Below are 26005 nucleotides of genomic sequence, written 5' to 3'. Positions count from 1 at the left end.
TATAGTACAATAGGCATTACACATAGTCAACTTAATTGACTACAAGCGCGGAGGTTATATACATGGATCAAACATTTAACGAGTTAGATCTTACATCGCTTTTATCATTATCATTTAGCACATTAATCACTGAGCTACATGACAAATTAAGTGAATTAGGATTTGAAGATATTAGGCCAGCACATGGTTTTATGTTCAAACGCATCCTTCCTAATGGGGCAACTGGTATAGAGCTAGCTGAGTATTTGGGGATTTCCAAACAAGCTGTAAGTAAAATGGTGGATTCTCTTGAGAGTAATGGCTATGTTACACGCAAAACACATCCTACTGATAAAAGAGGTAAAATCATCGTTTTAACCGAACGTGGTTTGTCAGTAATGAAAGTAAAAGAAGAAATAGTAGCTGAAATAGAACAGCGATGGATTGAAAACATAGGTATAGAACGAATGCAAATACTGAAAGAGGATTTAACAACATTCGTTACTAAAGAAAATACAGAGAAATTATCATCAAATATACGACCTGTCTGGTAAACAAAAAACGAATCCATTTTGATTCATCTTCTTCAAAATGGATTCGTTTTCTACAGATGTATTAAAAATCATTAATTTCTTTAAATTTTATTCTACTAAATATATTTTTTACGCGTTATATAATTCCATAACTCTCTTCACAACCAACTCCGCAGTATTCTCCTCCGATGGTATCAATAAATTCGTAACCGGTCCATACACAACAGGGCTTAATTCCACTTCATACCCACCATATAAGAATTCTTCCTTCGTTGGTAAATAACCAATATATCCATTCGTATATCCACCAAAGAAAGCTAATTCATTTTGAAGATTCTCTTTCACTTCTAATGCCGTTTCCGAAAAAGGTTCCATCGGTAAACCTGAAAACATACCATCATTAACTTGAAATAACTGCACTTCTAAATCAATACTTAACCGCCGAATACCTTGCTCATATTTCTCTAAAACGATAGTAAGCCATTCATCCGTATTCACGCCCCACTGCTTCTCGGCTAATCGAGCCATGCTTCGTATCTCATCAAATTCAGGAATATCCTTCAACTTCATTTGCATCATACTCGAAACTGTCCTTAAATTTACAATTGAGCTATATGTAACTGTTGGCAACATCATTAATACATGTCCACTAAGTAAATAGGCCATTTGTTTTAACGCTTCACTTGAACCGCGGTACTTCGCATTCACATTTCCAGCGGCACCTTGAACGATAATAACAGGGCAGTTCACTATCTGCTCTAAAATCTCTCTCGTCATTCCAGGATAATCCGCTGATAATTCATCACTATCACCTTTTAAAACATTAGGATGCGCAGTACAAAATACTAAAATCCCAGATAACTCCTTCGTTTCAGCATCTCTTATTGCTAACATACCAATTCGCTTATCTACAACACCATCTATATTTGTTCCCATCTTCGCTCTTCCATCACATGTTCTCTCTCTTCGATTTACCCCAATATCACCTGTCGTAACACCCCAGCCAACTTCACATAGCTTCAAGTTGTTATTCGCAGTAATAGCACCATGCACTACATTATTTACTAAAATCGTTTTATACGACTGCACTAGCGGATTATCACCGACTGTCTCTGGACCGGAATGCGTATGAGTATAAACAACCGTTATTCGCTCAAATGGCACATGAAGCCTACTTGCTACTCGCTCACGAATCATATTCGTATCTTCTACTAGCATCCCAATATTATCAATACTTATAAACACAGTCTTCATTTCATCTTTTTCAAATACAAAAACTGTCCCGTAAATACGTTCTTCAACATTATTTATGCCTGTCTCTCTATGATATCCGACAAAATCAATACCTACAGGCGGCGTAATATCCACCTTACATATCCCTACTTTGCTCATTTAAATCACTCCATTTCTCTATGTAACTCCCTTTTTTCAAGAATAGCATATTTAACTTTGTTCCAAATAAAAAGAACGGACACAGTATCCTATGTCCGTTCTTCCCCTCAGACATACTTCCGATGCACCATCTTCCCATCATAAGAAAACACAACGCCCTTACTCTCCACAATCGACTCCATATGCACCGTTCTTCCCCATAGCTGATGAAGATATGGTAATACTTTTTCTAAGTATTTTAAATCGAGCTCGATTCCTTCGTAACTATGTTTAATGTATAATTCTCCGTTCTTTAAGTAGTCTCCATCTTCTACTACTAAGTACGGGAACCCACCATTTGTCCGCATATTTACGAGTTGATCACGCACATTCTCCCATTCTTTATCTATGACTTTATATTCTTTTCCTTGGCGCTGGAATAAGTACATATCTTCTCGCATAACAAGATCTTTATTTAAGTAGTTTCTTAGGAACGATACGTCCCATTCAATTTCGCGTACTTCAAACATTTTGTCACGACCAGATCCTGGTTTTACGCCTCGTCGTTTCATTTCTTCAGTCGGATTATTGTACCGTTCTTCAATATCTTCAAAGATTTTAATACCGAGGTAGTATGGATTAATACTTGTTTTTGATGGCTGTACAACACCTGCATTTAATTTCGCAAATTCAATTGCTTCATCAGAGGTTAAGTCCATTTCACGAAGTATGCGTTGATGCCAGTAGGATGCCCAGCCTTCGTTCATGATTTTCGTTTCAAGCTGTGGCCAAAAATATAACATTTCTTCGCGCATCATCGTTAATATATCACGCTGCCAATCTTCTAACTCACGGCTATATTCTTCAATAAAGAGCAGTAAATCTTTCTCTGGTTGTGGTGGAATTTTCTTCTTTTTACGCACATTAGAACGTTCCTGCTTTTTATTGCGATTATCTAAATTCCATAAATCATCGTATTGCGACACCTTTTTCTTTTCTACTTCTTCATCTTCTAAATCATCAATACTCCATGCGAGCTTCGGACGCATAAGCGACGGATCAATATGCTCTTGAATGGCAAGTACGGCATCTAAAAATGTTTCTACCTCTGCCTTTCCGTACTTATGCTCATACGCTTTCACACGGTCCGCTGTTGCCGCCATACTCTCTACCATATCTCGCTTCGTATTTGAAAAACGAATATTATTTTTGAAGAAATCACAGTGTGCTAAAACGTGCGCTACAATTAATTTGTTTTGAATTAAAGAGTTCGTATCTAATAAAAAGGCGTAACATGGATCAGAGTTAATAACGAGTTCGTATATTTTACTAAGTCCTAAATCGTATTGTAATTTCATTCTGAAAAATTGTTTTCCAAAACTCCAATGTGAAAACCTTGTCGGCATCCCATATGCACCAAATGTATAAATAATTTCCGCTGGACATATTTCATAACGCATCGGATAAAAATCAAGCCCAAATCCAGTCGCAATTTCCGTAATTTCCGCAATCGCATATTGCAGTGCTTTATCATCACTTGCTCTCATTATTTTCCCTCCTTACACTTTCCCTTAAGAAAGTGTATGATGAAAAACAAGCTTTCATGAGGATTGATTGCATAATAAAAAGACACCCCCGCAAAAACGAGAATGTCTCATCTATTAACCTTCGATAATCTCCATCTTCTCCGTAATCGGAGTACGAGCTTTTCCTTCTGGTGCTTTATCGAAATAGCCGATATGAAGAATTCCAACGATACGTTGGCCTCTTGTTAAACCGATTCCTTCTATAAATAATGGATTGTAGTTTAATCCGCCTGATTTCCAAACGCAACCTAATCCACGTTCCCAAGCAAGAAGTTGGAAGTTTTGCATAAATGCACATGTTGCAGCGTAATCTTCATCACGTTGAATTTGACGTGGATCTTCATTTATATATACAACGATTTGTGCAGGCGTGCTTAAGAAACGATCTGATAAAATTTTACCGCGTTTCGCTCTTTCTTCTTCCGTGAAAGAGTTTAATACCGCATCTACTAATTTCTTGCGGCCTTCTCCGATGTATAGTTTACAATTCCATGGTTCACGGTGCTTATGATTTGGTGCCCATGTTGCGTCGTTTAATAGTTCAATTAATAAATCTTTTTCTACTGCTTTGTCTGTAAATGTACGAACAGAGCGTCTTTCTTTAATCACATTAGCGATGGAAGTATATGTAGTCATATTTATCTCTCCCTTATTTTTATCTATATGTATAAGTTTATCATTAGTATTGATATTGATTTTCAATTTCGATTATACCTTAGTTTTTTACTATTAATCAATGTTTTATGTTGGAAAACTTCTAAAAACGTCATTCCATGCTGTGAATAAAAAAACTTAACTTGTTCACAAGTATTTCACATTTTATGGAAATGATATGTGTACAGTTTTCTACATTATCCATCTAGGAGGAGTTTACATGTACAAAAAAATTGCTGTTTGTATGACTATGGCAGCATTATTATGCGGGATATCCACCTTCCCTATATCCGCTGCCACGCCAAAAGAAGTAACACTGCATCACCATAACCCAATTTCAGAAGAAGAAATGCAATCGCTAGAAAAACTCGGCTATAACAAACATGAAATTTGGAAAGCTGCTCATATTGCAAGAATTAGTAATAAAGAAATAAAAGATGTTTTAGCTTACTATAAGCAAAATAAATCTTGGGAGAAAACAGCCGAGCATTTCGGTATAGATCCAAGTAAGCTGAAAAAGCATCATATGAATAAAGAAACAAAGCAAGCACTGCTACAACAGTTAGCAACTATGCAAAAATCCACACCGGATCAGCTAAAGCAAAAAATGAAAGAATATAACATCAAATTGCGTCATCTTACTGTGTTAACAATCATCTCTCAAAAAAGCAATACTCCTCTTGATGATGTATTAAAGATGAAAAAAGATGGAATGGACATTAAACAAATTGCCGAAAAATTAAATGTAAAAAGAGAAGATATACGAGCGGAAATGATGAAATTAGTGAAGTCTATTAAAGAACAAAAAACAAATTAAAATGCTAAAAAGGAAGAGGCATTCACCACTCTTCCTTTTCTTTATGAACTTTCAATTTTTAAGTATAAATTCCCGTCTTTCCCAAAAACTAACACAAGTAAATGATGTAAGTTAGGGGTGAGAAAATGTTCGGTTTATCATCTAAAAAATCAAAAAAGACTAATACAAAAACACTTTGTTCTATTCCAGAATTTATACAAACCATGAAAGAATCAAGCGACTTTGTTTCTCATAACGTACTTGAAAATGAAACATTGTGCTTGTTTTATTATAAATCTGTCGTGGAAGCACTTATTATTAAACAATTCATTTTAACTCCTCTAAAAAAGGAATCGGAACAAATCCAAAACATCTCTGATTTATGTAATATCGTCTCTATTGAAGACATTATTACCTCCCCTTCTATTGATGATATTCGTGAGAAATTATTAGGTGGATATATTTTAATACGCTTAAAAAACAATTCGAATCCTGATCAATATGCTTTAATTCGTGCCGAAAGTACTGTTTTAGGAACACGATTATATAACGATACAGAAAATGAGTATAGCGTAATCGGGCCTAAAATCGGTTTCGTTGAAAACCTTGATACAAATATCCACTTATTACGCCGAAATATCGTAACGGAGCAACTCATTTTTAAAGAAGTTACCGTCGGATCTATGTCAAAAACGAAAGTAGCAGTTGCTTATATAGAAGGAATTACAAATGAACAATTTATCAACACCGCAATACAACGGCTAGAAGACATTGACTTTGATGTCCCGTTTGATTCAACTATGATTGAGCAATTTATTAGTGATAATAGCAATTCACCTTTTCCAGTTCTATTACCTACAGAACGATTAGATCGAGCTGTATTTGCATTAATTAACGGGGAAGTTTTAATTTTAACAGATGGCTCTCCATATGCTTTATCAGGACCAACCACGTTACTGGATTTTTTCATTTCACCAGAAGATTATTATTTACCGTGGATGATTGGATCGTTCTTTCGTATTATTCGTTTTTTCGGAGCTATATTTTCTCTTTTTTCCTCCGCTATTTATACAGCGGCTTTAACATATCATTATCAAATGATTCCAGCTGATTTACTAGGTCCTATTATTTTCTCGAGAGCTAACGTACCTTTCCCTCCCATTCTAGAAGCACTCTTTTTAGAAATTACAATTGAATTGCTTCGTGAAGCTGGAGCGCGTTTACCGACAAAAGTCGGACAAACGATTGGTATTGTTGGGGGGATTGTAATTGGCCAAGCATCCGTGGAGGCAGCTTTGACTAGTACAATTTTATTAATTGCAGTTGCTTTATCCGCTCTTGCATCTTTCACAACACCGACCGTAAAGATGTCTTCTACTATCCGGTTATTACGCTTTCCACTTATTCTTTTAGCCGGTGCATTCGGAGGATTAGGTCTTATTGTCGGATTTGTATTTATTTTAGCTCATTTAATTAAATTAAAATCACTTGGATCACCTTATTTATTACCTTTATATCCATTTCGTGGTTTAGGTACAGCAGAAGGTTTTCTTCGATTACCATTTAGTCAAACAGCTCAAAGACCTTCTTTTCTTAGACCAAAATCAAAATGGCGCTATAATCCAAACAAAGCGAAGCAAAAACGTGATGGTGAGAATGAATGAAAAAATTTTTATTGCACCTTATTATCATTATCTTCTTCATTTTACAAACTGGCTGTACACAAACCTATATAGTGGATACGCAGCGTATTATTCATATCGCTGGATTTGACATCACAAAAAAGAAAAGATTCCAAGGAACTATTCTATTCCCAGAGTACACACATGGTGTAAAGTCTAAACCAGAAACGCAATCAACATCTGCCCGTTCACTTGAGACAATCGCTTCACGATTAAATGCAAAATCTCCTCACAATGTCGTTGTAGGTCAAATGCGTGTCGTACTATTTGGAAAAGCTCTAGGAGAACGCGGAATGGGAGAGATTATTACTAACTTACAACGTGACCCAAATATCGGGCGTGATGTACAACTAGCAATTGTAGATGGATCAGCTGAAGAGCTTTTAAATTACGGAAAAAAAAATGGGTCTTTATATATTGCTGACTTACTCGAACAAAATATAAGAAATGAAAACATTCCACAAACCGAATTAAACACTTTTTTATATAATTATTACTCTTCCGTATGTGATGCCTATGTTCCTTATATTAAAATGGACGATAATCATTCTGTCGCTGTCAAAGGGCTTGCCTTTTTAAAAGGCGATAAAGTCGTCATGTATACGGATAAAAGACATTCTGTTTTAGCAAAATTACTTATTAATCCTACGAAAAATGGACGTTACGAAGCAGCGATAAAAAAGGATAAACATAAAGGTATGGTTGTTATACAAAACTTAGCTGGGGAAAATAAGTATAATATAGATCAAACTGGCGACATACCAAAAGTAAAAATCCATTTAAAATTAAATGGATTAATTAAAAACTCTCCTAATTGGATTGATTTAAGAAAAGAAACAAATATCAACTATATAAAAAAACAAATTGAACGAAATGTTGAAAAAGACTGTGAAGATCTAATAAAACAATTTCAAGAAAAGGAAATTGATCCTTTAGGAATACGAGATGAAATTAGAAGCCATACGAGAAAATGGAATATAACACAAATTCGAAATATGTATAAAAATGTAGCGGTGGATGTAAATTTAGATCTTAATATTGTACAATCTGGAATCGGAGAATAGTGAGGTGAAATAAGCAATGAATACAATGAATAAAACAAAGACAGTCTCTCCATATTTTGCATTTATTTTATTGCATTCTCTCCAGATTGGTATAGGAATTCTCGGATATCAACGTGTAATTTTAAAAAACGCTGGTTATGATGCCTGGATTTCTCTTATTATTGCGGGAATTGCAACTCATATTGTGCTGTTTTGTATGTTAAAAATGCTTGAAAAAGACGGAGATTTAATTAGCATTCATACAACAACCTTTGGAAAATGGGTTGGCTCTATATTTTCTGTAATTTTCACTCTTTATTGCTTATTATTTTGCCTTACGGTTCTTCGTACGTATATGGAAGTGATACAAGTTTGGATTTTCCCTACCATTAAGTTATGGAAACTTACGCTTATGTTTTTATTAGTCACTTACTACATTATAAAAGGTGGCTTCCGTTCTGTGACAGGGATATGTTTTTGGGGTATTGTTCTTCCTATTTTCGTTGTATTCTTTTTAATCTATCCAATGAAATATGCTCATTTTCGTAATATTTTACCTATTTTTACACATTCACCTTTTGACATGCTTATATCTGCAAAACAATCCGCATTGGAATTTCTGGGGTTTGAAACAATTCTTATCTTTTATCCCTTTATTGAAAAAGGAAAATCTTTAAAGCGATGGGCCCATGCTGGAATTGCTTTTAGCACCTTAATTTATGTAGTTTTAGCTATCGTATCTTTTATGTATTACAGCGAGGGACAATTAAACCGTACTATTTGGCCTACTTTAACGATGTTAAAAATAATTAAAGTTCCTTTTATCCAGCGCTTTGAATATATTATTATTTTCGTTTGGTTTTTAATTATTTTACCAAACCTCTGCTTAACCATTTGGTCATCATGTCAAACGATGAAGCGTTCCTTTCATATTTCATTTAAATTTACATTACCGTTTTTTATTTTCATCATATTTTCAGCTTCTCTACTTTTCACAAACCGTGAAAGTATCAACACATTAAATACCGTACTATCTCAAGCGGGTTTATATATTGTATACGCTTATATCCCAATTTTATTTTTGTTTCATTCACTAAGATGGTACTTCAAAAATCGTTCAAAAAAAACTTCTCCCTAGGTGTCCCTTAGTCTGATACAATTTGATTAATACATTTGTAAAGGGGACAAGCGAATGAAAAAGTATGTATTTTCTTTACTTGCAGTACTAAGCTTAATTCTTGCTGGATGCGGAAGTACTAGTACAAATGACCAAAAATCTTCTGAATCAAAAAAAGAAGAACATGACCACGCATCGCACACTCAGCAAGCTGACATTCAAGAGAAAACAAAAGGAGTCGACACACTTCCTACCTTCCTAGACAAGCTTGATCCACAAATGAAAGATATCTACACTGTCGCTGGACAAAATGCAGAACTATTAGATTGGATTCCATGCTATTGTGGTTGCGGTGAAAGTGTAGGACATAAAAATAATAAAAACTGCTTTATTCGTGAAATTAAAAAGAATGGTGAAGTTGTTTGGGACTCCCATGCAACGACTTGCGTCAATTGCCTAGAAATCGCAGTTGAATCTGCTTCCATGAAACAAAAAGGAAAATCAACGCTTGAAATTCGTAACTATATCGATAATAAATACAAAGAAGGCTATGGCAAACCAACACCTACGCCAATGCCAAAAGCTTAAAAAACGAGGAAACTCCTCGTTTTTTCTTTTCATTCACTTTTTTTCTTAACAAATTCTTTCAAGTGTATTTCCCCTTACTTATCACACACTATATATAACTCTCGGTAAGGAGGGTACACAGTGCAAACATATAACGACTATGATAAAGCTCTCTATTACACGTATTGCTGTAATTGGGATAAATTACTCGTTCTCATGGTTCAAACGAACGATCAATTATTTTCTAAACGTATTGAGCATTTTTTACACGCTTATCAATACAGTAAAGAACTTCCAGAAGTTGATAAACAATTGCAGCTCCTATTTCAATATATTGACCACGCATCCCAAAAGTCGCATGTAGAAGAAGTAGAACAAATTCAAATGTAAAATATAGCGCTATTCTCTTCCGGAGAATGGCGCTTTTTTAAAATGTTTATATCAATAAAAGTTTCTCCTTATAAAACTTTTATTGATAAACATATTTTTTCTTTCTTTTCCATACTACTTCATACTATAATTTAGTATGTAACTATTATAAGAGAGGTATAAAATATGGGACGAGAAAAAAAGCAAGAATATGCTTTACTTACCGCATGGGGAGCTTCTTTTATCGCTACACTAGGAAGTCTGTACTTTTCCGAAATCATGAAATTTGAGCCTTGTGTTCTTTGTTGGTATCAACGTATTTTTATGTATCCATTCGTTTTATGGCTTGGTATCGCTGTAGCAAAGAAAGATTATCGCATTGCAAGTTATTCTTTACCAATCGCAACTATTGGTGCTTGTATTTCTTTATATCACTATGCAATTCAAAAAGTCGCAGCATTTTCAGCTGCTGGGGCAGCTTGTGGACGTGTACCATGTACGGGAGAATACATAAACTGGTTCGGTTTTGTGACAATCCCGTTTTTAGCACTTATCGGCTTTATTACAATCGCTGTTTGTAGCTTTATTGTCATCAAAAACAAATAAGGAGATGAAAGAATGAAAAAAATGCTTATATTTGGTGGTATTATTATCGCCTTGTTTGCGGCAATTTTCGCTGTAACACAAATGGAAGAAAAAAACGCTTCAACTAGCCAAAAAATTGATAATGCTACTGGTAGTCAAACAGATGGTCCTGACTACTACACAAATAAAATTTCTCTTTCAGATCTTCAAAAGAACTTAAAAGAGAAAAAAGAAGAAACAGTATACTTTTATCAAACATCTTGCGTTCATTGCCAAAAATTATCTCCTGTCGTAGTGCCAATGGCTAAAGACTTGAACGTTGATATGAAAGTTATGGATATTGAAAAATTAGATGCTCCTTGGGATGAATATAAAATTCAAGGTACACCAACAATCATTCATTTTAAAGATGGCAAAGAAGTGAGCCGTATTAGCGGTGAACAGCCGAAAGACAAATTAAAAGAATGGCTTGAACAAACGAAAAAGTAATTAGAAAAGGAAACTCCTTCTACACATGAAATGGGCGTAAAATCCCACACTAATGTATAAGGAGGGGGTTTTATGCCAGAAGTAAGATGTTCTGTTTCCAACTGTTCTTTTTGGGGACAAGGTAACTTTTGTCAAGCAAGTGCGATCATCGTTCAGCCTGATGCAGATGAAACTGGTCAAACTGAAAATGATTCATATACAGCTGCTGTTTTAACAAACGAGACGCTAGAAAGTTCTGTAGCAACGAGTGTAGAGACTTGTTGTCATACATTTAAGCCTAGATATTAACAATTATTCCACCTCATATACGTGAGGTGGTTTTTTCTTTCCCTCTTCTTGTTTACGTCATCTCTAATTCTCCCTATAATAAAGTTAACATTTTTATGAATACGAAGGTGAAATACTATGGCTAAAACAATTGCAGATATCGCCAAATTGGCTGGAGTTGCAAAAAGCACAGTCTCTCGTTACTTAAACGGCGGATATGTAAGTGATAAAACAAAACTTAAAATCGAAGGTATTATTCAAGAAACAAATTTCTCTCCCAATACATTTGCTCAAAGTTTAAAAGCAAAAACAACAAATTTAATTGGTGTCATCATCCCCCGATTAGACTCCTTCGCTACAATGAAAACACTTATCGGGATCGATAAAACATTACAGGAAAATAACTATCAAATGCTTGTAGCAAATGCAAATCAAACAACCGGAACTGAAATACAAGCAATTGAAAACTTTATAAAACAAAAGGTAGCTGGCATTATTTTATTAACAAAAACATTGACGAATGAACATCAAAAAATTATGGCTAATTCAAACATCCCTATTTTATTCGTCGGGCAAGAATATAAAGATCAATATTGCCTCGTTCACGATGATTATGATGCAGCTTATGAGTTAGGGGCATACGTTTTATCGCAAGGCCATCGACATATTGCCTATTTAGGGATAGAAAAAGATGATATTTCTGTTGGAATAAATCGAAAAAATGGTTTTCAAAAAGCAATTGAAAATTTAGAACCGACTTGCAACGTTTCATATTACGAAACAACTTTCCGCATAGAAGATGCCATGAAACAAGTACAACATATTTTAGATAATAATCGCCCAACTCTTATCGTATGTGCTACAGATAACATCGCTCTTGGCGCAATGAAAGTCATTCACTCCCACTCTCTTTCTGTACCAGGTGATATTTCTGTAACAGGATTCGGTGGATATGATATTTCAGAAATGGTACACCCTAGTTTAACGACAATTGCGTTTGACTATGAGTATGCTGGAAAGCTTGCTGCCACTTCTCTTTCACAGCTTGTTGAAAACAAAACTATACCAAAAATATTACACTCCCGTTATACATTAAAAATCCAAGAAAGCGTTGACAAAATATAAAGGCACTCTATAATAAAATTAAAACCGGTTCCACATTTTAAAAACAGGATTTTCAACATCATTTCCCTGTTTTTTATTTTAACTTATTACGGAACCGGTTCCATAAAAGAGAATTTATAGTAAGGGGGAATTTTTATGGATATGAAACAAATTGCAACTCAAGTAATACAGAATATTGGTGGAAAGGAAAACATTGTTCGTGCCACACATTGCGCGACTCGCCTTCGTCTTATATTAAAGGATGATACGAAAATAAACGCTGCAGAAATCGAAAACATCGATGGAGTAAAAGGTGCTTTTGCAACGACCGAGCAATATCAAATTATTTTTGGAACTGGCATAGTAAACAAAGTATATGATGAATTCTCAAAACTAATTGGAATAGCCGAACTAGATTCTACAACATCAAACGATATACCTAAGAAAAAAATGAATCCTATCGCCCGCCTAGCAAAGACACTATCTAATATTTTTGTTCCAATTATTCCAGCTATCGTTGCAAGCGGTTTACTTATGGGTCTACTCGGAATGTTGAAAGCGTTTAAATTAGTTCCTGGAGATCACTCACTTATCCAATTACTTGATATGTTCTCAAGTGCAGCTTTCATCATTTTACCCATTTTAATTGGAGTTAGTGCCGCTAAAGAATTTGGTGGAAACATTTTCTTAGGTGCAGTTGTTGGTGGTATATTAACTCACCCAAGCTTAACAAATCCTTGGACTCTTTCAAATGCAAAACCCACAGTTTTACATTTCCTTGGTATGGATATTGATATGATTGGCTATCAAGGTACTGTTTTACCTATTTTATTATGTGTATATGTTATGAGTACAATTGAAAAAGAACTTCGAAAACGTGTTCCGAACTCTTTAGATTTATTAGTTACACCATTCTTAACAATTATTATAACTGGCTTTTTATCACTTATTATTATCGGACCAATTGGATATAAAATCGGTGACGGCATTACGTACCTTTTAAATACAATTTATCAATTTGCAGGACCAGTAGCTGGACTTATATTCGGTGGGTTGTATTCAACAATTGTTCTTACTGGCTTACATCATAGCTTCCACGCTATTGAAGCGGGCTTACTCGCAAATAAAGATATCGGTGTCAATTTCTTACTCCCTATTTGGTCAATGGCGAACGTTGCACAGGGCGGTGCTACTTTAGCTGTCTATTTCAAAACAAAAAACAAAAAAACGAAAGAAATTGCAATTCCAGCAGCAGCTTCAGCATTTTTAGGAATTACAGAACCAGCTATTTTTGGTGTCAATTTAAAACTTGGTAAACCATTTATTGCAGCAGCTATTGGCGGCGCAATTGGAGGCGCTTACGTTGTTTGGATGCAAGTAGCGGCTAATGCATACGGTTTAACAGGTATTCCGATGCTTACAATTGTTGCACCTCTTGGCATGATGAACATGATTCACTATATAATTGGTTTCGCTATGGCAGTTATCACTGCTTTTGTTGCCACATTCATTTTATATAAAGAAAGTAAATAATAACGGGGTGAAAACCTATGTCAAAATATAAAACAATACTGCAATCTAATAAAGACGAATTACATTCTTTATATGAAATTGCAAACCAAGATTCATGGAAACCAATTTATCATATCCACCCACCATTTGGATTAATGAATGATCCTAACGGTGTATCATACTACAATGATGAATATCACGTTTTTTATCAGTGGTATCCATTTGGTCCCATTCATGGAATGAAGCATTGGGGGCATGTGAGGTCAAAAGACCTTATTAACTGGGAGCGTATGCCTGTAGCCATCATCCCTACTGAAAGCTATGAATCACACGGTGCATATTCTGGTAGTGCTATCGTAAAAGATGGCCTTCTTCATCTACTTTATACAGGGAATATAAAAAAGCCTGATGATTCCCGTGATGCAAAACAATGTATGGCAACAATGGATTCACAATATACGATGATGAAATATAGTAATAATCCTGTTATTGATATAATTCCTGACGGATATACAAAACATGTACGTGATCCAAAAGTCTGGAAACATAATGATATGTACTATATGTTACTCGGTGCCCAACGTGAAAATAAAACAGGAACTCTATTACTATACAAATCACAAGACCTATACAATTGGCATTTCCAAGGCGAAATTACAACAAACTTAAAAGAATTCGGATTTATGTGGGAATGCCCCGATTACTTCCAATTATCAGGGAAAGATGTACTTCTCTTTTCACCGCAAGGAATTGAAAAAGACGGAGAAAACTTTCACAATGTATACAATGTCGTTTATGCTATAGGCCATTTCGATATTAAAAATTTATATTTCCATGTTGATTCCTATTACGAAGCTGATAAAGGGTTCGATTTTTATGCCCCTCAAACTTTAGAAGACTCTACTAGTCGTCGCCTATTGTTTGCTTGGGCAGGATCAAGTGAAATCACATATCCTTCTGATGATTATATGTGGGCTCATTGCCTAACACTTCCACGTGAATTAACATTAGAAGATAACATCTTAAAACAAAAACCAGTTTCAGAATTAACAAAACTACGAACAACAAAAAAAGACATTTCAGGAGATATAACAGCTGGATTAAATGTATTATCAACGCTTGATGATGAAGACTCCTATGAATTAATTGTTACACTTAAAACAGAAGATGCAAAACGTTTTGGTCTTTCTCTCTTCCACAATGAGGAGGAATGTTTCCCCATTACATTTAATCGGGAACAAGGTACTATTTCTATAGACAGGGGCAACTTCTACCATCAATTTGGCGGAGAATATGGATTTGAACGCTGTAAAAAAATCGATATTCAAGATACGATAGAACTACAAATATTTGTAGATAAAAGCATCGTGGAAATTTTCTTATACGATGGTTCAACAGTCTTTACGTCCCGAGTTTTTCCTCGAAAAGACATGAAACATCATATCGCAATCTTTTCAGATGCAAAACTAAACTTTACCATCACACAATATAAGCTGAAAAGAGGGATTGTATGAGAAATGTCTTTTGTATAGGTGAACTATTAATTGATTTTGTGTGCCGAAATACTAATGTTTCTTTAGTAAACGGTTCAGATTTCGAAAAAAAAGCTGGTGGAGCACCCGCTAACGTTGCTGCTGCGATTACAAAATTAGGTGGACACGCTACATTTATGGGGCAAGTAGGAAACGACCCATTTGGTGAGTTTCTTGAACAAACTTTACAGCGTGCGCAAGTCGATACATCCATGCTCATAAAAGATAAACAAACAACACTTGCATTCGTATCCATCGATCAAGATGGCGAACGTGATTTTACTTTTATGCGTGGTGCAGATGGTGAATATCAATTCAATAGCATTGATTTATCAAAAATACAAACGAATGATTTAATACATTTCGGTTCAGCGACAGCTTTACTATCAAGCCCATTAAAAGAAACGTATTTTCAGTTGTTACAATATGCGAAAGATAAAGGCCATTTCATTTCTTTTGATCCAAATTATCGAAGTGCACTCATTACAAATACAGAACAATTCTCTCAAGATTGTCTAACCTTTATAAAACATGCACACTTCGTAAAAGTAAGTCAAGAGGAAGCTACTATGCTCTCTAAAGAGAGTGATTTACAACAAGCTGCACTCAAATTATTAAATTATGGCGCAAAAGTAGTAGCTATTACACTTGGAAAAGACGGTACCCTTCTTGCGACAAATGAAGGTCAAACTATTGTCTCTTCTATTTCCATTCAACAAGTCGATACAACTGGTGCTGGTGACGCTTTCGTTGGAGCAATGTTATATCAGATTGCCCAAAGTGAACATACACTTTCGTATCATTTCAAAGACTTAACAGCATTTATCTCCTTTGCAAATAAAGTAGGCGCTATCACATGTACAAATTACGGTGCAATTGCCTCTCTTCCATCATTAACAGATATAAAAGCATACGATTAATCGTATGCTTTTTTTACATTCCTCTCCAAAAATCATGCATAATAAAAAAGTACAAAATAACGAGAACGGCCGTCCCGCATAGGGTAATGCGCCGATATATACTCTTCTCTCCTTCCCTCGCTTTCACAAACGCCCAAATAAATCCGAAGAATAATATTAAATCAACATATGGAACATAAAAAGAAAAGACGAGAAACGCATATAAATACACGATAAATAAACAGGTCGTTACTAAGAAAACTTTAAACGCAAATTCACTTTTCATAATATAACCGCCCCCTATCTGTACTGTATTATATTCAGCAAAATACAATAGTTGCAGTTAAACTCCAAGTATAAATAAGCTACCGTCTATAATACGGTAGCCATTACGGAACATTGTATTTCCGTTTATATATATTACTTAAAATCGAAGAAGGAATTTGCTCGTAACGAACTTTCTCTCCTGTTTCATCTATAATATACGAATTGTTTCCTATATAATATATTCCATCTTTTCGTTTTGAGTACACTGGATATCTTTCATTTGGCAATACCGTTTTCACTTTCGTTAACTGTCCATTTGGTTCTTGCCAATATATATCCGCGCGGTCTACTAACGTAAGTACTCCAATTTGTTCTTTTTCTATTTTTCGACCATTCCAGCTCACAACGCGATAACCAAGTTTATTCGCTTCATATTCGGGGCTCGTATGAAAACGAGAAATGATTACTTTTGTTTGTAATTGTACTCGGTCATATAACCATTGTATATCCCTGTCATGCATACGAATACAGCCATTTGATTCCCTACTTCCAATCGTCCATTCCCGGTTCGTCCCGTGAATTGCATATTCATTCTTATCTAGTCCAAGCCACCTCGTACCAAGAGGGTTATTCGGTGCACCCCCAGGTATTTTTTTTCGATGGTATTCTTTATTTTTAAATTTAGTTATAATACAAAAATTACCTTCAGGCGTAGGTGTACGATCTCTTCCAGTCGTTACTGGAAATGTTTTTGTGTAATTTCCATTTTCAAAAAAAGACAACTGGTTCGTCGTAAGATTTACTAATATTAAATGATCTGTATTAGCAAAAGCACTAACCGGTAGGATGAAAAATAATAGTATGATGAAACATAACTTTTTCAGCTATATCCCCCCTAGCGCTCCCTATAATAAGTGGAATTAACATTACTTTGCTCTTATAAATGAAAACTATCCATTTACAATAACGCCCCCATTTACATGTATCATTTGCCCAGTAACATAGGATGAATCACCAGATGCCAAGTATACGTATGCCGGCGCTAATTCATATGGTTGACCAGGCCGTTGCATCGGGACATTGCTCCCAAACTGAGAGACTTTCTTCTCATCAAAGCTCGATGGAATAAGCGGTGTCCAAATCGGGCCTGGTGCAACACCATTTACCCGAATCCCTTTTTGCACTAACGATTGAGAAAGTGATCTTGTAAAAGCTACGATTGCTCCTTTCGTTGCGGAATAATCAATTAACGTTTCATTTCCTTCATATGCAACGATAGATGCCGTATTTATAATGACATCCCCTTTCTTCAAATGAGAAAGGGCTGCTTTCGTAACGTGAAAATAAGAAAAAATATTAATACGAAATGTTTTTTCTAGCTGTTCTGCTGTAATATACTCTAGCCCTTGCTGCGGATATTGCTGTGCAACGTTATTCACTAAAATATTTAAACTACCTAACTGCCGGGCGGTTTCTTCCACAATATCTTTACAATGCTGTTCATTACTCAAATCCCCCAGCAACAATACACACTTTACACCTTCTTTTTCAACACGTTGTTTCGTCTCATTTGCATCTTCTTCCTCATCTAAATAAGCAATCGCAACATTTGCTCCCTCTTTTGCAAAAGCGATGGAAACTGCTCGTCCAATTCCGCTATCTCCTCCCGTAATTAACACATTCTTCCCTTTTAACTTTTCACTTCCTTTATAGTTTGCATCTTCAAACTGCGGAAGGGGGCTCATTAATGATTCAATACCTGGCTGCTTATTTTGATGTTGCGTAGGCATTGTTATAAAGTTTTTTTGCTGTGGCATAGCTGCTTTCAACTCCTTTTCCTTAGCATGTGCACAATAAAAAGCTGAAATTCACACATCGTTTTACGATTAATATTCGAATTTAAGACACAAAATATGAATTGTTATAAACTTTTTATGCAAAACTATTGCAAAATAGATAAAAAACGAATATTATATATAACTGTTGTGAAAATTATTCGTAAACAGAAAGGATGTTTATATGTTTAACCTTTCAAAACATAAAACTTCTATTAAAACTGAAATTATGGCAGGTATTATTACCTTCTTAACAATGGCATATATCATTGTCGTAAACCCTGTTATCCTTGGAGATGCAGGTGTTCCATTTGAACAAGCATTTACAGCAACAATTATCGCTGCTGTTGTCGGAACATTATTTATGGCAATCTTTACAAACTTACCAATCGCAATCGCGCCAGGTATGGGATTAAATGCTTACTTCTCTTACTCTGTTGTAAAAGCGCATGAAGGCATGACTTTCGCAATTGCATTCTCTGCTGTATTCGTAGCAGGTATGATTTTAATTTTGCTATCATTTACATCTTTCCGTACAAAATTAATGGAAGCAATTCCTGAAAACTTAAAACATGCAATTACTGCTGGTATCGGGCTATTTATCGCCTTTATCGGTTTACGTTTAACAGGTATCGTTACAAAAAATGATGCAAACTTAGTTGGACTTGGTGATCTTCACTCTGCTCCAGTACTACTAGCATTAGCTGGACTTGGAATTACAATTGTCCTTATGTCTTTAAATGTAAATGGCGCACTATTTATCGGGATGCTATTAACTGGTATTATCGCTTTCTTCACGGGACAATTATCATTCTCAAACGGTGTTACATCAATGCCTGGTTTACCAGAAGGAATTATCGTTTCAAATCCAATTACTGCTGTATCTGACGTAATTAACTACGGATTATACGGCGTTGTATTCTCATTCTTCCTTGTTACACTATTCGATACAACAGGTACATTACTTGGCGTTGCACAACAAGGTGGATTTATGAAAGACGGAAAGCTTCCAAAAGCAGGACGAGCTCTTCTATCTGACTCATTCTCAGCAACTATTGGTTCTATGTTCGGAACGACACCATCAACAGCTTACATTGAATCATCTGCTGGTGTTGCAGCTGGTGGTCGTACTGGTTTAACAACTGTTACAGTAGCGGTTCTATTCGCACTAGCAGCATTCTTCGGCCCATTAGTAAGTGCTGTTTCTGGTGTATCAGCTATTACTGCACCCTCATTAATTATCGTTGGTAGTCTTATGATGGGTTCAGTTCGCCACATCGATTGGGACGCATTTGATGAAGCATTCCCAGCATTCTTAGTAATCTTAAGCATGCCACTTACATCAAGTATCGCAACAGGTATCGCACTTGGATTTATTTCATACCCACTTATGAAAGTGGCAAAAGGTAAATTCCGTGCTGTTCACCCACTTGTATATGTATTTGGAATTTTGTTTGCTTATCAATTGATATTCTTACCACATTAAAATCCCTCTTCCTGAGGGATTTTTTTATAAATACTGTTTGACAATACCATTCGTTTGTGGAATAATTCAAAATAGTTAAATATCGGATGTCTTATCAAGAGCAGGTGGAGGGATGAGCCCTACGAAGCCCGGCAACCGACCCATTTATGGGCACGGTGCTAATTCTTACAACACATTGTGTTGAAAGATAAGAGTAATATGATAAGGCGTCTTTTCTATATGAAAAGGCGTTTTTTATTTTCACTCCCTCCTCTCTCTTTTTAGTTTAGGAGGGATTTTTTTATGAAAAAATTATGTTCCATCGTACTTATTTTTCTCTTATTTACATTAGCAGCTTGTACAAATGAACAAGATACTATCTCTTCACAAAAGCAACAAACTGTGAGAAAGGCGACTACAACGGTAGAAAATCAATTACAAACAGAAATTCCAAGCCAAATGAAGAAGCCATTAAAAATCGCATTAATTATGCAAATGTCCATCGGAACTTTTTCCTCTCAATATATTGAGGGTGTCAAAAAACAAGTTGAGCTATTTGGCGGCAGTGTACAAGTCTACAATTCTGATAACGATTTAGCAAAAATGGCTGCAAATTTAGATACTGCTATTAATTCAAAAGTGGATGGTATTTTAATTGATCATGGCCGTTCTGAAGCACTAAAACCTGGAGTAGAAAAAGCGTTACAAGCGAACATTCCCGTAGTTGCGTTCGATAACGATCTACGCTTGCCAGGTGTGACAATTATTGATCAAGATGACTATAGTCTTGCATGGAAATCATTAAAAACATTAGCGGAAGATTTGAATGGACAAGGAAATATCGCAGTTGTATGGGTCGGCGGATTTGCTCCAATGGAACGTCGCAATGTTATCATTGATGCTTTTTATAAACGGTATCCAAATATAAAAGAAATCGCAAGATTCGGTACTGCTAGTAATAACACGCCACTCGATACACAAACACAAGTAGAAGCTTTACTAAAGAAATATCCGAAAAAAGGCGATTTACAAGCTATTTTCGCTTCGTGGGATGAGTTTGCTAAAGGGACTGTTAAAGCACTTGAACAAGCTGGTCGTACAGATATAAAAGTATATGGCATTGACTTAAGTAATGAGGATTTACAACTCATGCAAAAAGAAAACTCACCTTGGACTGCTACAGCTGCAACTGATCCAGCTGAAGTAGGTAAGGTTCAAGTACGATTTTTATACAAAAAAATTGCTGGTGAACAAACGCCAGATATTTATTCACTAGAACCTTATTTAGTAAAGAAAAATAGTTTACCAAAAGAAAATATAACAATGGATCAGTTATCAAAATATATAAACGGTTGGGGAGACTCAAAAGATGCATATTCCCCTTGGATGAAAAAATTAGAGAAGGAGAAAAAATGATGACGTTCTCTCTTCAAAACATTACACATTCTTATCATGTCGCTACACCTGTTCTAGAAGATGTTTCTATTCATATTCAAAAAGGAAAAGTACACGCTTTACTAGGCATGAACGGTGCAGGAAAAAGTACTTTACTAAAAATAGCAACTGGTGAAATTCAACCAGTTGTTGGCGATATAAAAATTGATACTCAGTCTGTTTCCTTTACTTCACCGCGCGATGCAAAAAAGCATGGCATTTCTTTCGTAACACAAGAAGTAGATCACGGACTTATTCCCGGATTATCTGTATTAGAAAATGTACTAATCGATCATTTAGCAATGCAAAATAAAGTACTATTTTCAAAGTCCAAATTAGTCGCACTTGCTAAACAACATTTGCAAACTGTACAGGTAAATTTAAATGTTTCGGAAGATGTTTCAAACTGTTCATTACATGAAAAACAATTACTTCTTATCGCAAGAGCTTTATCTAACAATACAAATTACCTTTTATTAGATGAACCTACTTCTTCTCTTGGACCAAAAGAAGTTGAAACCTTTGGGAAACTATTAAAAGATTTAACATCAAAAGGAATTGGCATCCTTTTAGTTTCTCATCGTTTATCAGAGATTCGAAATTTCGCGGATGATGTAACTGTATTACATAACGGTCAAGTTGCCCTTTCTGAAACCATTACAACGATTACAGATCAACAAATTGTGGAAGCGATGACTGGAAAACAACTTACACTTCCTATTAATACAGCACCAAAAACCGGGAGCGAGGAACTATTTAAAGTACAAGAGCTTCTATTACACGAAGGTCATTCTCCCCTTTCTCTTACAATACGAAAAGGAGAAACTGTTGTGATATACGGATTAATTGGAAGTGGAAAAACAACACTTGCTGAAACGTTATTTGGTGCTCTTCATACTTATCACGCAGAAATAGCCGGTCAAAAACTAACGATTAAAACACCACGAGATGCGATTAAAGCGAAAATCGCACTTGTACCAGAAGAAAGAAGAAAACAAGGCGTATTTCTTTCGGAAGATATTATAAGTCACACAAATTTACATCAATCAGGTTGGAAACGAAAACAAACCGAATTAAATGATGCTACTACAGCAATTTCTTCTTTCGGTATTTCACCAAATGACCCAAAGGCACTTATTCATTCACTTAGCGGTGGAAACCAACAAAAAGTCTCAATTGCAAAGTGGAGTGGATTCAAACCTAATCTATTTCTTTTAGACGAGCCAACTAAAGGTGTAGACATCGCTGCGAAACAAGACATTTTTCAATTCATTCGCAACATTACAGAAAACGGAAGTTCCGTAATTTATTTCACAGGAGAACAAGATGAAGCGTTGCATATCGCTGATCGCATTCTTATACTGGCAAACGGAGAATTTGTAGGTGAATACTTACCAAGCGAACTATCTCCTGAACAGCTTTTACATTTATCTGAAGGGAGCTATTCCATTGAATCTCGTTCATAAAACGAAAACTAAGAAACTATATTTACCTACTCATCTTTTTTATCAATTTAGTACAATTGCTATTATTATAGGTGTTACAATTTTTTTCTCTATCGTCAATGACTCTTTTTTAACATATAACAATATTAGTGATATTTTACGTTCTATCTCCATCGTAACGTTACTTGCAATCGGCGTTACCTTTACATTGATTGTAGATGGGTTTGATTTATCAGTCGGCTCTACCGCTAGTTTAGCAACAATTGCAGCTGCTTCTTGTCTCGTTTTATATCGACAAGAACTATTAGTTACACTCCTTGTTCCTATTCTTTGCGGATTATTAGTTGGATTATTAAATGCACTACTCGTTATCCGAATTAAACTACCTGATTTACTAGCTACATTAAGTATCATGTATATCGTCAATGGACTACACTTAACATTTTCAAAAGGATCTTCAATTTATGAAGGAATGTCCGGTGCAACAGGACATTTTATTCCATCTTTTTTATTTCTCGGTCAAGGTTCCGTCTTAGGAATTCCAGTCCCTGTCATTATCATGCTTACTGTCGTTTTAATTGCACATCTATTTTTAGAAAAAACAACGTACGGTCGTTTCTTTTATATGACTGGTGGGAATCGAGAAGCTGCTAGATTAGCCGGTATTCCTACTGATCGTTACCGTGTATATGCTTATATGATTAGTGGTTTACTAGCTTCTATTGGCGGCATTATTCTATGCAGCCGCGTTGGAACAGGACAAGTTTCAGCTGGTGCTCCATTATTAATGGATGCAGTCGCAGCTGCCTATATCGGTTACGCAATGTTCGGTGCCAAGAAACCAAATATAGTCGGAACATTCCTCGGCTCGGTATTAATTGGAATTATATTAAATGGACTCACAATGATGAACGTCCCTTATTATGCACAAGATATTATTAAAGGCAGCATTTTAATTACAGCTTTAGCCTTTTCATTTATTAAAAAGAAGCGTAAATAAAAAGTAGAGCATCGAATTCGATGCTCTACTTTCCCTTTGCAACAATCACACGAACTACTTTCAAAACAAGAAGTAAAAGACCGTTCACTATCGCTGCAACCCCTAAAGAGACCGATATCATCAGCTCTCCCATTCCATTATTCAATACAAACATAGCAGAAGAAATGAAAGCCAAAATAAACAATACTAACGTTGGTATATATTTAATAATAGGCTTCTTATATGACTTTTGTGAAAGAAGAAACGTAATTACCAACGTCATAATGAAAACAAAATATACTACAAATAAGAAAATCACACGAAAGCCTCCACTATTCCTAAACTATGAAAAAGATAACAGCAATTAAAAATTATTAATATTTCTCATTCATCTGTAATTCTTTACTATACTTTTGAATGGAAACTGACGAAACAACCATTACCATTCCTACACTAAATCCAATAAGCTGATCCAGTAGCATCTCATCATGTATGAGCCAGCGAAGTAGAAATACCCCTCCAAAAATAAGCATTGCAGTAAATCCGGTATGCCTAAGTCCTTTATATACATTTTCCATATGTATCACCTCTTCACATAACATTATCCATATTATACCATACAACCATCAAGTAACCTTATCGTCCTCTGACAATATGCAGCTACCTTTTGATCATGTGTAACAACTAGCACTGTTTTTCCTTCTTTATTAATCTCTTGTAAAATACTCATAATTTTTTCCCCATTTTCTTGATCAAGAGCACCAGTCGGTTCATCAGCAAGTATAATTTTTGTATCTTGTGCTAAAGCCCTTGCTATTGCTGTTCTTTGCTGTTCTCCTCCTGATAACTCGTAAGGATATTTGTTAATATGCCTCTCAAGCCCTACCATTTTCAGCATTTCTTTTGATATTTGCATACGTTTCTTATGAGAAATTCTTCTATATACAAGTGGAAGCATTACATTTTCAATAATCGTATAATCATCGAGTAGCGAAAAGTTTTGAAACACAAATCCAACTTCCGTGTTTCTATACTTATGATAGTTTTGCTTTAATGTACTCGTATCCATTCCATCTAAAAAATACTTTCCAGCAGAGGGGGTATCGATTAAGCCAATAATGTTAAGGAGAGTAGACTTCCCCGAACCAGAGGGGGCCATAATGGCTATCATTTCGCCTTTTTCTATTGTAAGATTAATATCTTTTAAAGCACTAAAATTATTCTTTCCAAAGCCCTTAGCCACATTTGCGAGCTGAATCATCTATAACACCTCTTTCATATATGTATTTTTTATTTTTAGTACATTGAAATAAATGATTGCATATATAACGAGGATCATTACAAGTGATAAAGCACCTATAACAACCAATGATTCTATAGAGACTTTTAACGTTCCAAAGAAAGATACTATACTATTTTCTAGCCCTTTCTGAATTTCAATTACTCCGCTATTCTCCCATTGAAAATACATTATTCCTATACATATCGCTAAAACGAATAGCAACATATACTCAATAATAAATGGAAGACATATTTGAAAAGTGCTTGCACCTAACGCTGATTTAATAGAAATATTTTTACGTTCCATATAAAGTGCTGCCATTGATGTCAATACAATAGATAGAAATGAAAAAAATAAGACTGTACCGCTTAATAATAAGGGGTATGACATATTATCAATACCTTGTTTTTCATTTTCTAACAATTTATTCGGATTTGTAACATAATACGAATAACCCTTACCTTCCGTTACCTTTAATACTTTCTTTTGAAATTCATTTATATTTATCTGCTCCTTTGTTTCTATAATTAACCCATTGTATAAAAGTTCTACACTATAGAACTCTATTTCTTCTGTTCCAATTGGTAAAATCGCCATGTCATCTAATAATGTAATACGATTATCCGATATTTCACCACTTCGAGGATATGTAAATGGTGAATTTTTTTTCTAAAAAGCCAATTACTTTTAGCTTCATTTTTCCAGATGGTATAACATCACCAATAGATACCTTTTCTATATAATTAGCCCCTAATATAACAGGTCTAATATCAAATACTGATTTATGAAATTCCGATTCCTCAAAATATCTGCCTTGTGAAATTCGTATATGAAAGTACTTATTAATATCTTTATCAACAATAAGAGTCTTTATCGTTCCATTTTCTTTTTTTAAACTAAGTGAATAGTTACGGAACAAATAATTTGTTTTATTTGTTATTGGTATCGTATTAGATAACCCTTGCATGAAATGTTGATAATCATTTTTTGCTTTTTCTTCGCTAAACAATGTTATATCTTGCGTCGCATAAAGTTCATAAAAATTTTTATGAGTCGATAAATTATTTGCTACCGTCATCATTTTTCGATATCCCGAAAGATTACTAACAAATTCTATTGCTGAAGAAAATGCAATAATTAAAGAAATTACTATAATCAAACTTGGTAATAACCGTTTTTTCACAGACCGTATAGAATCAAATATAAAAAACAT

General features: G+C 35.0%; 27 protein-coding genes, 1 pseudogene and 1 riboswitch. Of the genes and pseudogenes, 18 read left to right on the top strand and 10 right to left on the bottom strand.

Annotated elements, in window-relative coordinates:
• The first annotated feature begins 62 nt into the window (after nucleotides 1-62).
• Complete coding sequence (locus C3Y97_RS04095; RefSeq protein ID WP_000372891.1) at nucleotides 63-533, top strand: MarR family winged helix-turn-helix transcriptional regulator; 471 nt, start codon at nucleotides 63-65, stop codon at nucleotides 531-533.
• Nucleotides 534-641: 108 nt separating this feature from the next.
• Here the strand turns inward: C3Y97_RS04095 and C3Y97_RS04090 are convergent, their stop codons facing one another.
• From C3Y97_RS04090 to C3Y97_RS04080, 3 genes are all read right to left on the bottom strand, one after another.
• A complete protein-coding gene (locus tag C3Y97_RS04090) occupies nucleotides 642-1904 on the bottom strand; it encodes a neutral/alkaline non-lysosomal ceramidase N-terminal domain-containing protein (RefSeq protein ID WP_098771369.1) in 1263 nt (420 codons plus the stop codon).
• Between the two features lie 107 nt (nucleotides 1905-2011).
• Nucleotides 2012-3430, bottom strand: a complete 1419-nt coding sequence (spoVR, locus tag C3Y97_RS04085; protein WP_001202693.1) for a stage V sporulation protein SpoVR — start codon at nucleotides 3428-3430, stop codon at nucleotides 2012-2014.
• Between the two features lie 114 nt (nucleotides 3431-3544).
• Complete coding sequence (locus C3Y97_RS04080) at nucleotides 3545-4105, bottom strand: nitroreductase family protein (RefSeq protein WP_000214819.1); 561 nt, start codon at nucleotides 4103-4105, stop codon at nucleotides 3545-3547.
• 238 nt (nucleotides 4106-4343) lie between these two features.
• Between C3Y97_RS04080 and C3Y97_RS04075 the strand changes: the two genes are divergently transcribed.
• The 13 genes from C3Y97_RS04075 to C3Y97_RS04015 all read left to right on the top strand — a co-directional run bounded on the left by C3Y97_RS04075 (nucleotide 4344) and on the right by C3Y97_RS04015 (nucleotide 16106).
• Complete coding sequence (locus C3Y97_RS04075) at nucleotides 4344-4940, top strand: hypothetical protein (RefSeq protein ID WP_000276964.1); 597 nt, start codon at nucleotides 4344-4346, stop codon at nucleotides 4938-4940.
• A 125-nt stretch (nucleotides 4941-5065) separates the two neighbouring features.
• Nucleotides 5066-6583, top strand: a complete 1518-nt coding sequence (locus C3Y97_RS04070) for a spore germination protein (RefSeq protein WP_000467483.1) — start codon at nucleotides 5066-5068, stop codon at nucleotides 6581-6583.
• Nucleotides 6580-7665, top strand: coding sequence for a Ger(x)C family spore germination protein (locus C3Y97_RS04065; RefSeq protein WP_000714133.1), 1086 nt, complete (start codon nucleotides 6580-6582; stop codon nucleotides 7663-7665). The genes C3Y97_RS04070 and C3Y97_RS04065 overlap by 4 nt, the downstream gene beginning before the upstream one ends.
• A 16-nt stretch (nucleotides 7666-7681) precedes the next feature.
• The gene (locus C3Y97_RS04060) at nucleotides 7682-8782 is read left to right on the top strand and encodes a GerAB/ArcD/ProY family transporter (RefSeq protein WP_001095038.1); all 1101 of its coding nucleotides are present in this window, start codon (nucleotides 7682-7684) and stop codon (nucleotides 8780-8782) included.
• Nucleotides 8783-8836: 54 nt separating this feature from the next.
• Complete coding sequence (locus C3Y97_RS04055) at nucleotides 8837-9349, top strand: PCYCGC domain-containing protein (RefSeq protein WP_000761036.1); 513 nt, start codon at nucleotides 8837-8839, stop codon at nucleotides 9347-9349.
• 120 nt (nucleotides 9350-9469) lie between these two features.
• Nucleotides 9470-9718: a YhdB family protein gene (locus tag C3Y97_RS04050; protein ID WP_001195459.1), complete on the top strand. Its 249-nt coding sequence runs from the start codon at nucleotides 9470-9472 to the stop codon at nucleotides 9716-9718.
• 165 nt (nucleotides 9719-9883) lie between these two features.
• Nucleotides 9884-10303 carry a disulfide formation protein C gene (locus C3Y97_RS04045; RefSeq protein WP_000532265.1) on the top strand — a complete coding sequence of 140 codons (420 nt, stop codon included), beginning with the start codon at nucleotides 9884-9886 and terminating at the stop codon, nucleotides 10301-10303.
• A 12-nt stretch (nucleotides 10304-10315) separates the two neighbouring features.
• On the top strand, nucleotides 10316-10771 hold the full coding sequence (locus C3Y97_RS04040; RefSeq protein ID WP_000738435.1) for a thioredoxin family protein: 456 nt from the start codon (nucleotides 10316-10318) through the stop codon (nucleotides 10769-10771).
• Nucleotides 10772-10843: 72 nt separating this feature from the next.
• On the top strand, nucleotides 10844-11059 hold the full coding sequence (locus C3Y97_RS04035; RefSeq protein WP_001115482.1) for a DUF1540 domain-containing protein: 216 nt from the start codon (nucleotides 10844-10846) through the stop codon (nucleotides 11057-11059).
• Nucleotides 11060-11176: 117 nt separating this feature from the next.
• Nucleotides 11177-12163, top strand: coding sequence for a LacI family DNA-binding transcriptional regulator (locus C3Y97_RS04030; protein WP_001140402.1), 987 nt, complete (start codon nucleotides 11177-11179; stop codon nucleotides 12161-12163).
• A gap of 135 nt (nucleotides 12164-12298) precedes the next feature.
• A complete protein-coding gene (locus tag C3Y97_RS04025) occupies nucleotides 12299-13675 on the top strand; it encodes a sucrose-specific PTS transporter subunit IIBC (RefSeq protein WP_136363036.1) in 1377 nt (458 codons plus the stop codon).
• Nucleotides 13676-13692: 17 nt separating this feature from the next.
• Nucleotides 13693-15168: a beta-fructofuranosidase gene (gene scrB, locus C3Y97_RS04020; protein ID WP_086408021.1), complete on the top strand. Its 1476-nt coding sequence runs from the start codon at nucleotides 13693-13695 to the stop codon at nucleotides 15166-15168.
• On the top strand, nucleotides 15165-16106 hold the full coding sequence (locus tag C3Y97_RS04015) for a carbohydrate kinase family protein (RefSeq protein ID WP_001246640.1): 942 nt from the start codon (nucleotides 15165-15167) through the stop codon (nucleotides 16104-16106). Before scrB ends, C3Y97_RS04015 begins: the two co-directional genes overlap by 4 nt.
• 13 nt (nucleotides 16107-16119) lie before the next feature.
• Here C3Y97_RS04015 and C3Y97_RS04010 read toward each other — a convergent pair whose 3' ends face one another.
• The 3 genes from C3Y97_RS04010 to C3Y97_RS04000 all read right to left on the bottom strand — a co-directional run bounded on the left by C3Y97_RS04010 (nucleotide 16120) and on the right by C3Y97_RS04000 (nucleotide 18169).
• On the bottom strand, nucleotides 16120-16371 hold the full coding sequence (locus C3Y97_RS04010) for a hypothetical protein (protein WP_000834195.1): 252 nt from the start codon (nucleotides 16369-16371) through the stop codon (nucleotides 16120-16122).
• A 103-nt stretch (nucleotides 16372-16474) separates the two neighbouring features.
• A complete protein-coding gene (locus C3Y97_RS04005) occupies nucleotides 16475-17236 on the bottom strand; it encodes a L,D-transpeptidase (protein WP_025921749.1) in 762 nt (253 codons plus the stop codon).
• Nucleotides 17237-17302: 66 nt separating this feature from the next.
• Nucleotides 17303-18169, bottom strand: a complete 867-nt coding sequence (locus C3Y97_RS04000) for an SDR family oxidoreductase (RefSeq protein ID WP_136363035.1) — start codon at nucleotides 18167-18169, stop codon at nucleotides 17303-17305.
• 202 nt (nucleotides 18170-18371) lie between these two features.
• Here C3Y97_RS04000 and C3Y97_RS03995 point away from each other — a divergent pair, with 202 nt between their 5' ends.
• The 4 genes from C3Y97_RS03995 to C3Y97_RS03980 all read left to right on the top strand — a co-directional run bounded on the left by C3Y97_RS03995 (nucleotide 18372) and on the right by C3Y97_RS03980 (nucleotide 23531).
• Nucleotides 18372-19673: an NCS2 family permease gene (locus C3Y97_RS03995; RefSeq protein WP_000482713.1), complete on the top strand. Its 1302-nt coding sequence runs from the start codon at nucleotides 18372-18374 to the stop codon at nucleotides 19671-19673.
• An 88-nt stretch (nucleotides 19674-19761) separates the two neighbouring features.
• Nucleotides 19762-19867: riboswitch (SAM riboswitch) on the top strand.
• Nucleotides 19868-19955: 88 nt separating this feature from the next.
• Nucleotides 19956-21068: a sugar ABC transporter substrate-binding protein gene (locus C3Y97_RS03990; RefSeq protein ID WP_086408022.1), complete on the top strand. Its 1113-nt coding sequence runs from the start codon at nucleotides 19956-19958 to the stop codon at nucleotides 21066-21068.
• Complete coding sequence (locus tag C3Y97_RS03985; RefSeq protein WP_002164630.1) at nucleotides 21065-22552, top strand: sugar ABC transporter ATP-binding protein; 1488 nt, start codon at nucleotides 21065-21067, stop codon at nucleotides 22550-22552. The genes C3Y97_RS03990 and C3Y97_RS03985 overlap by 4 nt, the downstream gene beginning before the upstream one ends.
• A complete protein-coding gene (locus C3Y97_RS03980) occupies nucleotides 22536-23531 on the top strand; it encodes an ABC transporter permease (protein ID WP_086408023.1) in 996 nt (331 codons plus the stop codon). The genes C3Y97_RS03985 and C3Y97_RS03980 overlap by 17 nt, the downstream gene beginning before the upstream one ends.
• Nucleotides 23532-23556: 25 nt before the next feature.
• Here the strand turns inward: C3Y97_RS03980 and C3Y97_RS03975 are convergent, their stop codons facing one another.
• The 4 genes and pseudogenes from C3Y97_RS03975 to C3Y97_RS03960 all read right to left on the bottom strand — a co-directional run bounded on the left by C3Y97_RS03975 (nucleotide 23557) and on the right by C3Y97_RS03960 (nucleotide 26005).
• Complete coding sequence (locus C3Y97_RS03975; protein WP_086408024.1) at nucleotides 23557-23829, bottom strand: sugar ABC transporter ATPase; 273 nt, start codon at nucleotides 23827-23829, stop codon at nucleotides 23557-23559.
• 55 nt (nucleotides 23830-23884) lie between these two features.
• On the bottom strand, nucleotides 23885-24112 hold the full coding sequence (locus C3Y97_RS03970; protein WP_002195168.1) for a hypothetical protein: 228 nt from the start codon (nucleotides 24110-24112) through the stop codon (nucleotides 23885-23887).
• Nucleotides 24113-24120: 8 nt separating this feature from the next.
• Complete coding sequence (locus tag C3Y97_RS03965) at nucleotides 24121-24771, bottom strand: ABC transporter ATP-binding protein (RefSeq protein WP_086408025.1); 651 nt, start codon at nucleotides 24769-24771, stop codon at nucleotides 24121-24123.
• A pseudogene (locus tag C3Y97_RS03960) lies at nucleotides 24772-26005 on the bottom strand (ABC transporter permease). It abuts the gene before it with no gap.

Origin of the sequence: Bacillus sp. DU-106, from assembly GCF_004799705.1 — a bacterium.
In the GTDB taxonomy this organism is placed as follows: domain Bacteria; phylum Bacillota; class Bacilli; order Bacillales; family Bacillaceae_G; genus Bacillus_A; species Bacillus_A cereus.
The sequence above is the reverse complement of the archived record's forward strand: the minus strand, read 5'-3'. Positions and strand labels throughout refer to the sequence as shown.

Coding starts and splice junctions, on each gene's coding strand:
- C3Y97_RS04095 (WP_000372891.1), top strand. CDS start 63: ATGGATCAAACATTTAACGAGTTAGATCTTACATCGCTTTTATCATTA.
- C3Y97_RS04090 (WP_098771369.1), bottom strand. CDS start 1,904: ATGAGCAAAGTAGGGATATGTAAGGTGGATATTACGCCGCCTGTAGGT.
- spoVR (WP_001202693.1), bottom strand. CDS start 3,430: ATGAGAGCAAGTGATGATAAAGCACTGCAATATGCGATTGCGGAAATT.
- C3Y97_RS04080 (WP_000214819.1), bottom strand. CDS start 4,105: ATGACTACATATACTTCCATCGCTAATGTGATTAAAGAAAGACGCTCT.
- C3Y97_RS04075 (WP_000276964.1), top strand. CDS start 4,344: ATGTACAAAAAAATTGCTGTTTGTATGACTATGGCAGCATTATTATGC.
- C3Y97_RS04070 (WP_000467483.1), top strand. CDS start 5,066: ATGTTCGGTTTATCATCTAAAAAATCAAAAAAGACTAATACAAAAACA.
- C3Y97_RS04065 (WP_000714133.1), top strand. CDS start 6,580: ATGAAAAAATTTTTATTGCACCTTATTATCATTATCTTCTTCATTTTA.
- C3Y97_RS04060 (WP_001095038.1), top strand. CDS start 7,682: ATGAATACAATGAATAAAACAAAGACAGTCTCTCCATATTTTGCATTT.
- C3Y97_RS04055 (WP_000761036.1), top strand. CDS start 8,837: ATGAAAAAGTATGTATTTTCTTTACTTGCAGTACTAAGCTTAATTCTT.
- C3Y97_RS04045 (WP_000532265.1), top strand. CDS start 9,884: ATGGGACGAGAAAAAAAGCAAGAATATGCTTTACTTACCGCATGGGGA.
- C3Y97_RS04040 (WP_000738435.1), top strand. CDS start 10,316: ATGAAAAAAATGCTTATATTTGGTGGTATTATTATCGCCTTGTTTGCG.
- C3Y97_RS04035 (WP_001115482.1), top strand. CDS start 10,844: ATGCCAGAAGTAAGATGTTCTGTTTCCAACTGTTCTTTTTGGGGACAA.
- C3Y97_RS04030 (WP_001140402.1), top strand. CDS start 11,177: ATGGCTAAAACAATTGCAGATATCGCCAAATTGGCTGGAGTTGCAAAA.
- C3Y97_RS04025 (WP_136363036.1), top strand. CDS start 12,299: ATGGATATGAAACAAATTGCAACTCAAGTAATACAGAATATTGGTGGA.
- scrB (WP_086408021.1), top strand. CDS start 13,693: ATGTCAAAATATAAAACAATACTGCAATCTAATAAAGACGAATTACAT.
- C3Y97_RS04015 (WP_001246640.1), top strand. CDS start 15,165: ATGAGAAATGTCTTTTGTATAGGTGAACTATTAATTGATTTTGTGTGC.
- C3Y97_RS04010 (WP_000834195.1), bottom strand. CDS start 16,371: ATGAAAAGTGAATTTGCGTTTAAAGTTTTCTTAGTAACGACCTGTTTA.
- C3Y97_RS04000 (WP_136363035.1), bottom strand. CDS start 18,169: ATGCCACAGCAAAAAAACTTTATAACAATGCCTACGCAACATCAAAAT.
- C3Y97_RS03995 (WP_000482713.1), top strand. CDS start 18,372: ATGTTTAACCTTTCAAAACATAAAACTTCTATTAAAACTGAAATTATG.
- C3Y97_RS03990 (WP_086408022.1), top strand. CDS start 19,956: ATGAAAAAATTATGTTCCATCGTACTTATTTTTCTCTTATTTACATTA.
- C3Y97_RS03985 (WP_002164630.1), top strand. CDS start 21,065: ATGATGACGTTCTCTCTTCAAAACATTACACATTCTTATCATGTCGCT.
- C3Y97_RS03970 (WP_002195168.1), bottom strand. CDS start 24,112: ATGTTATGTGAAGAGGTGATACATATGGAAAATGTATATAAAGGACTT.
- C3Y97_RS03965 (WP_086408025.1), bottom strand. CDS start 24,771: ATGATTCAGCTCGCAAATGTGGCTAAGGGCTTTGGAAAGAATAATTTT.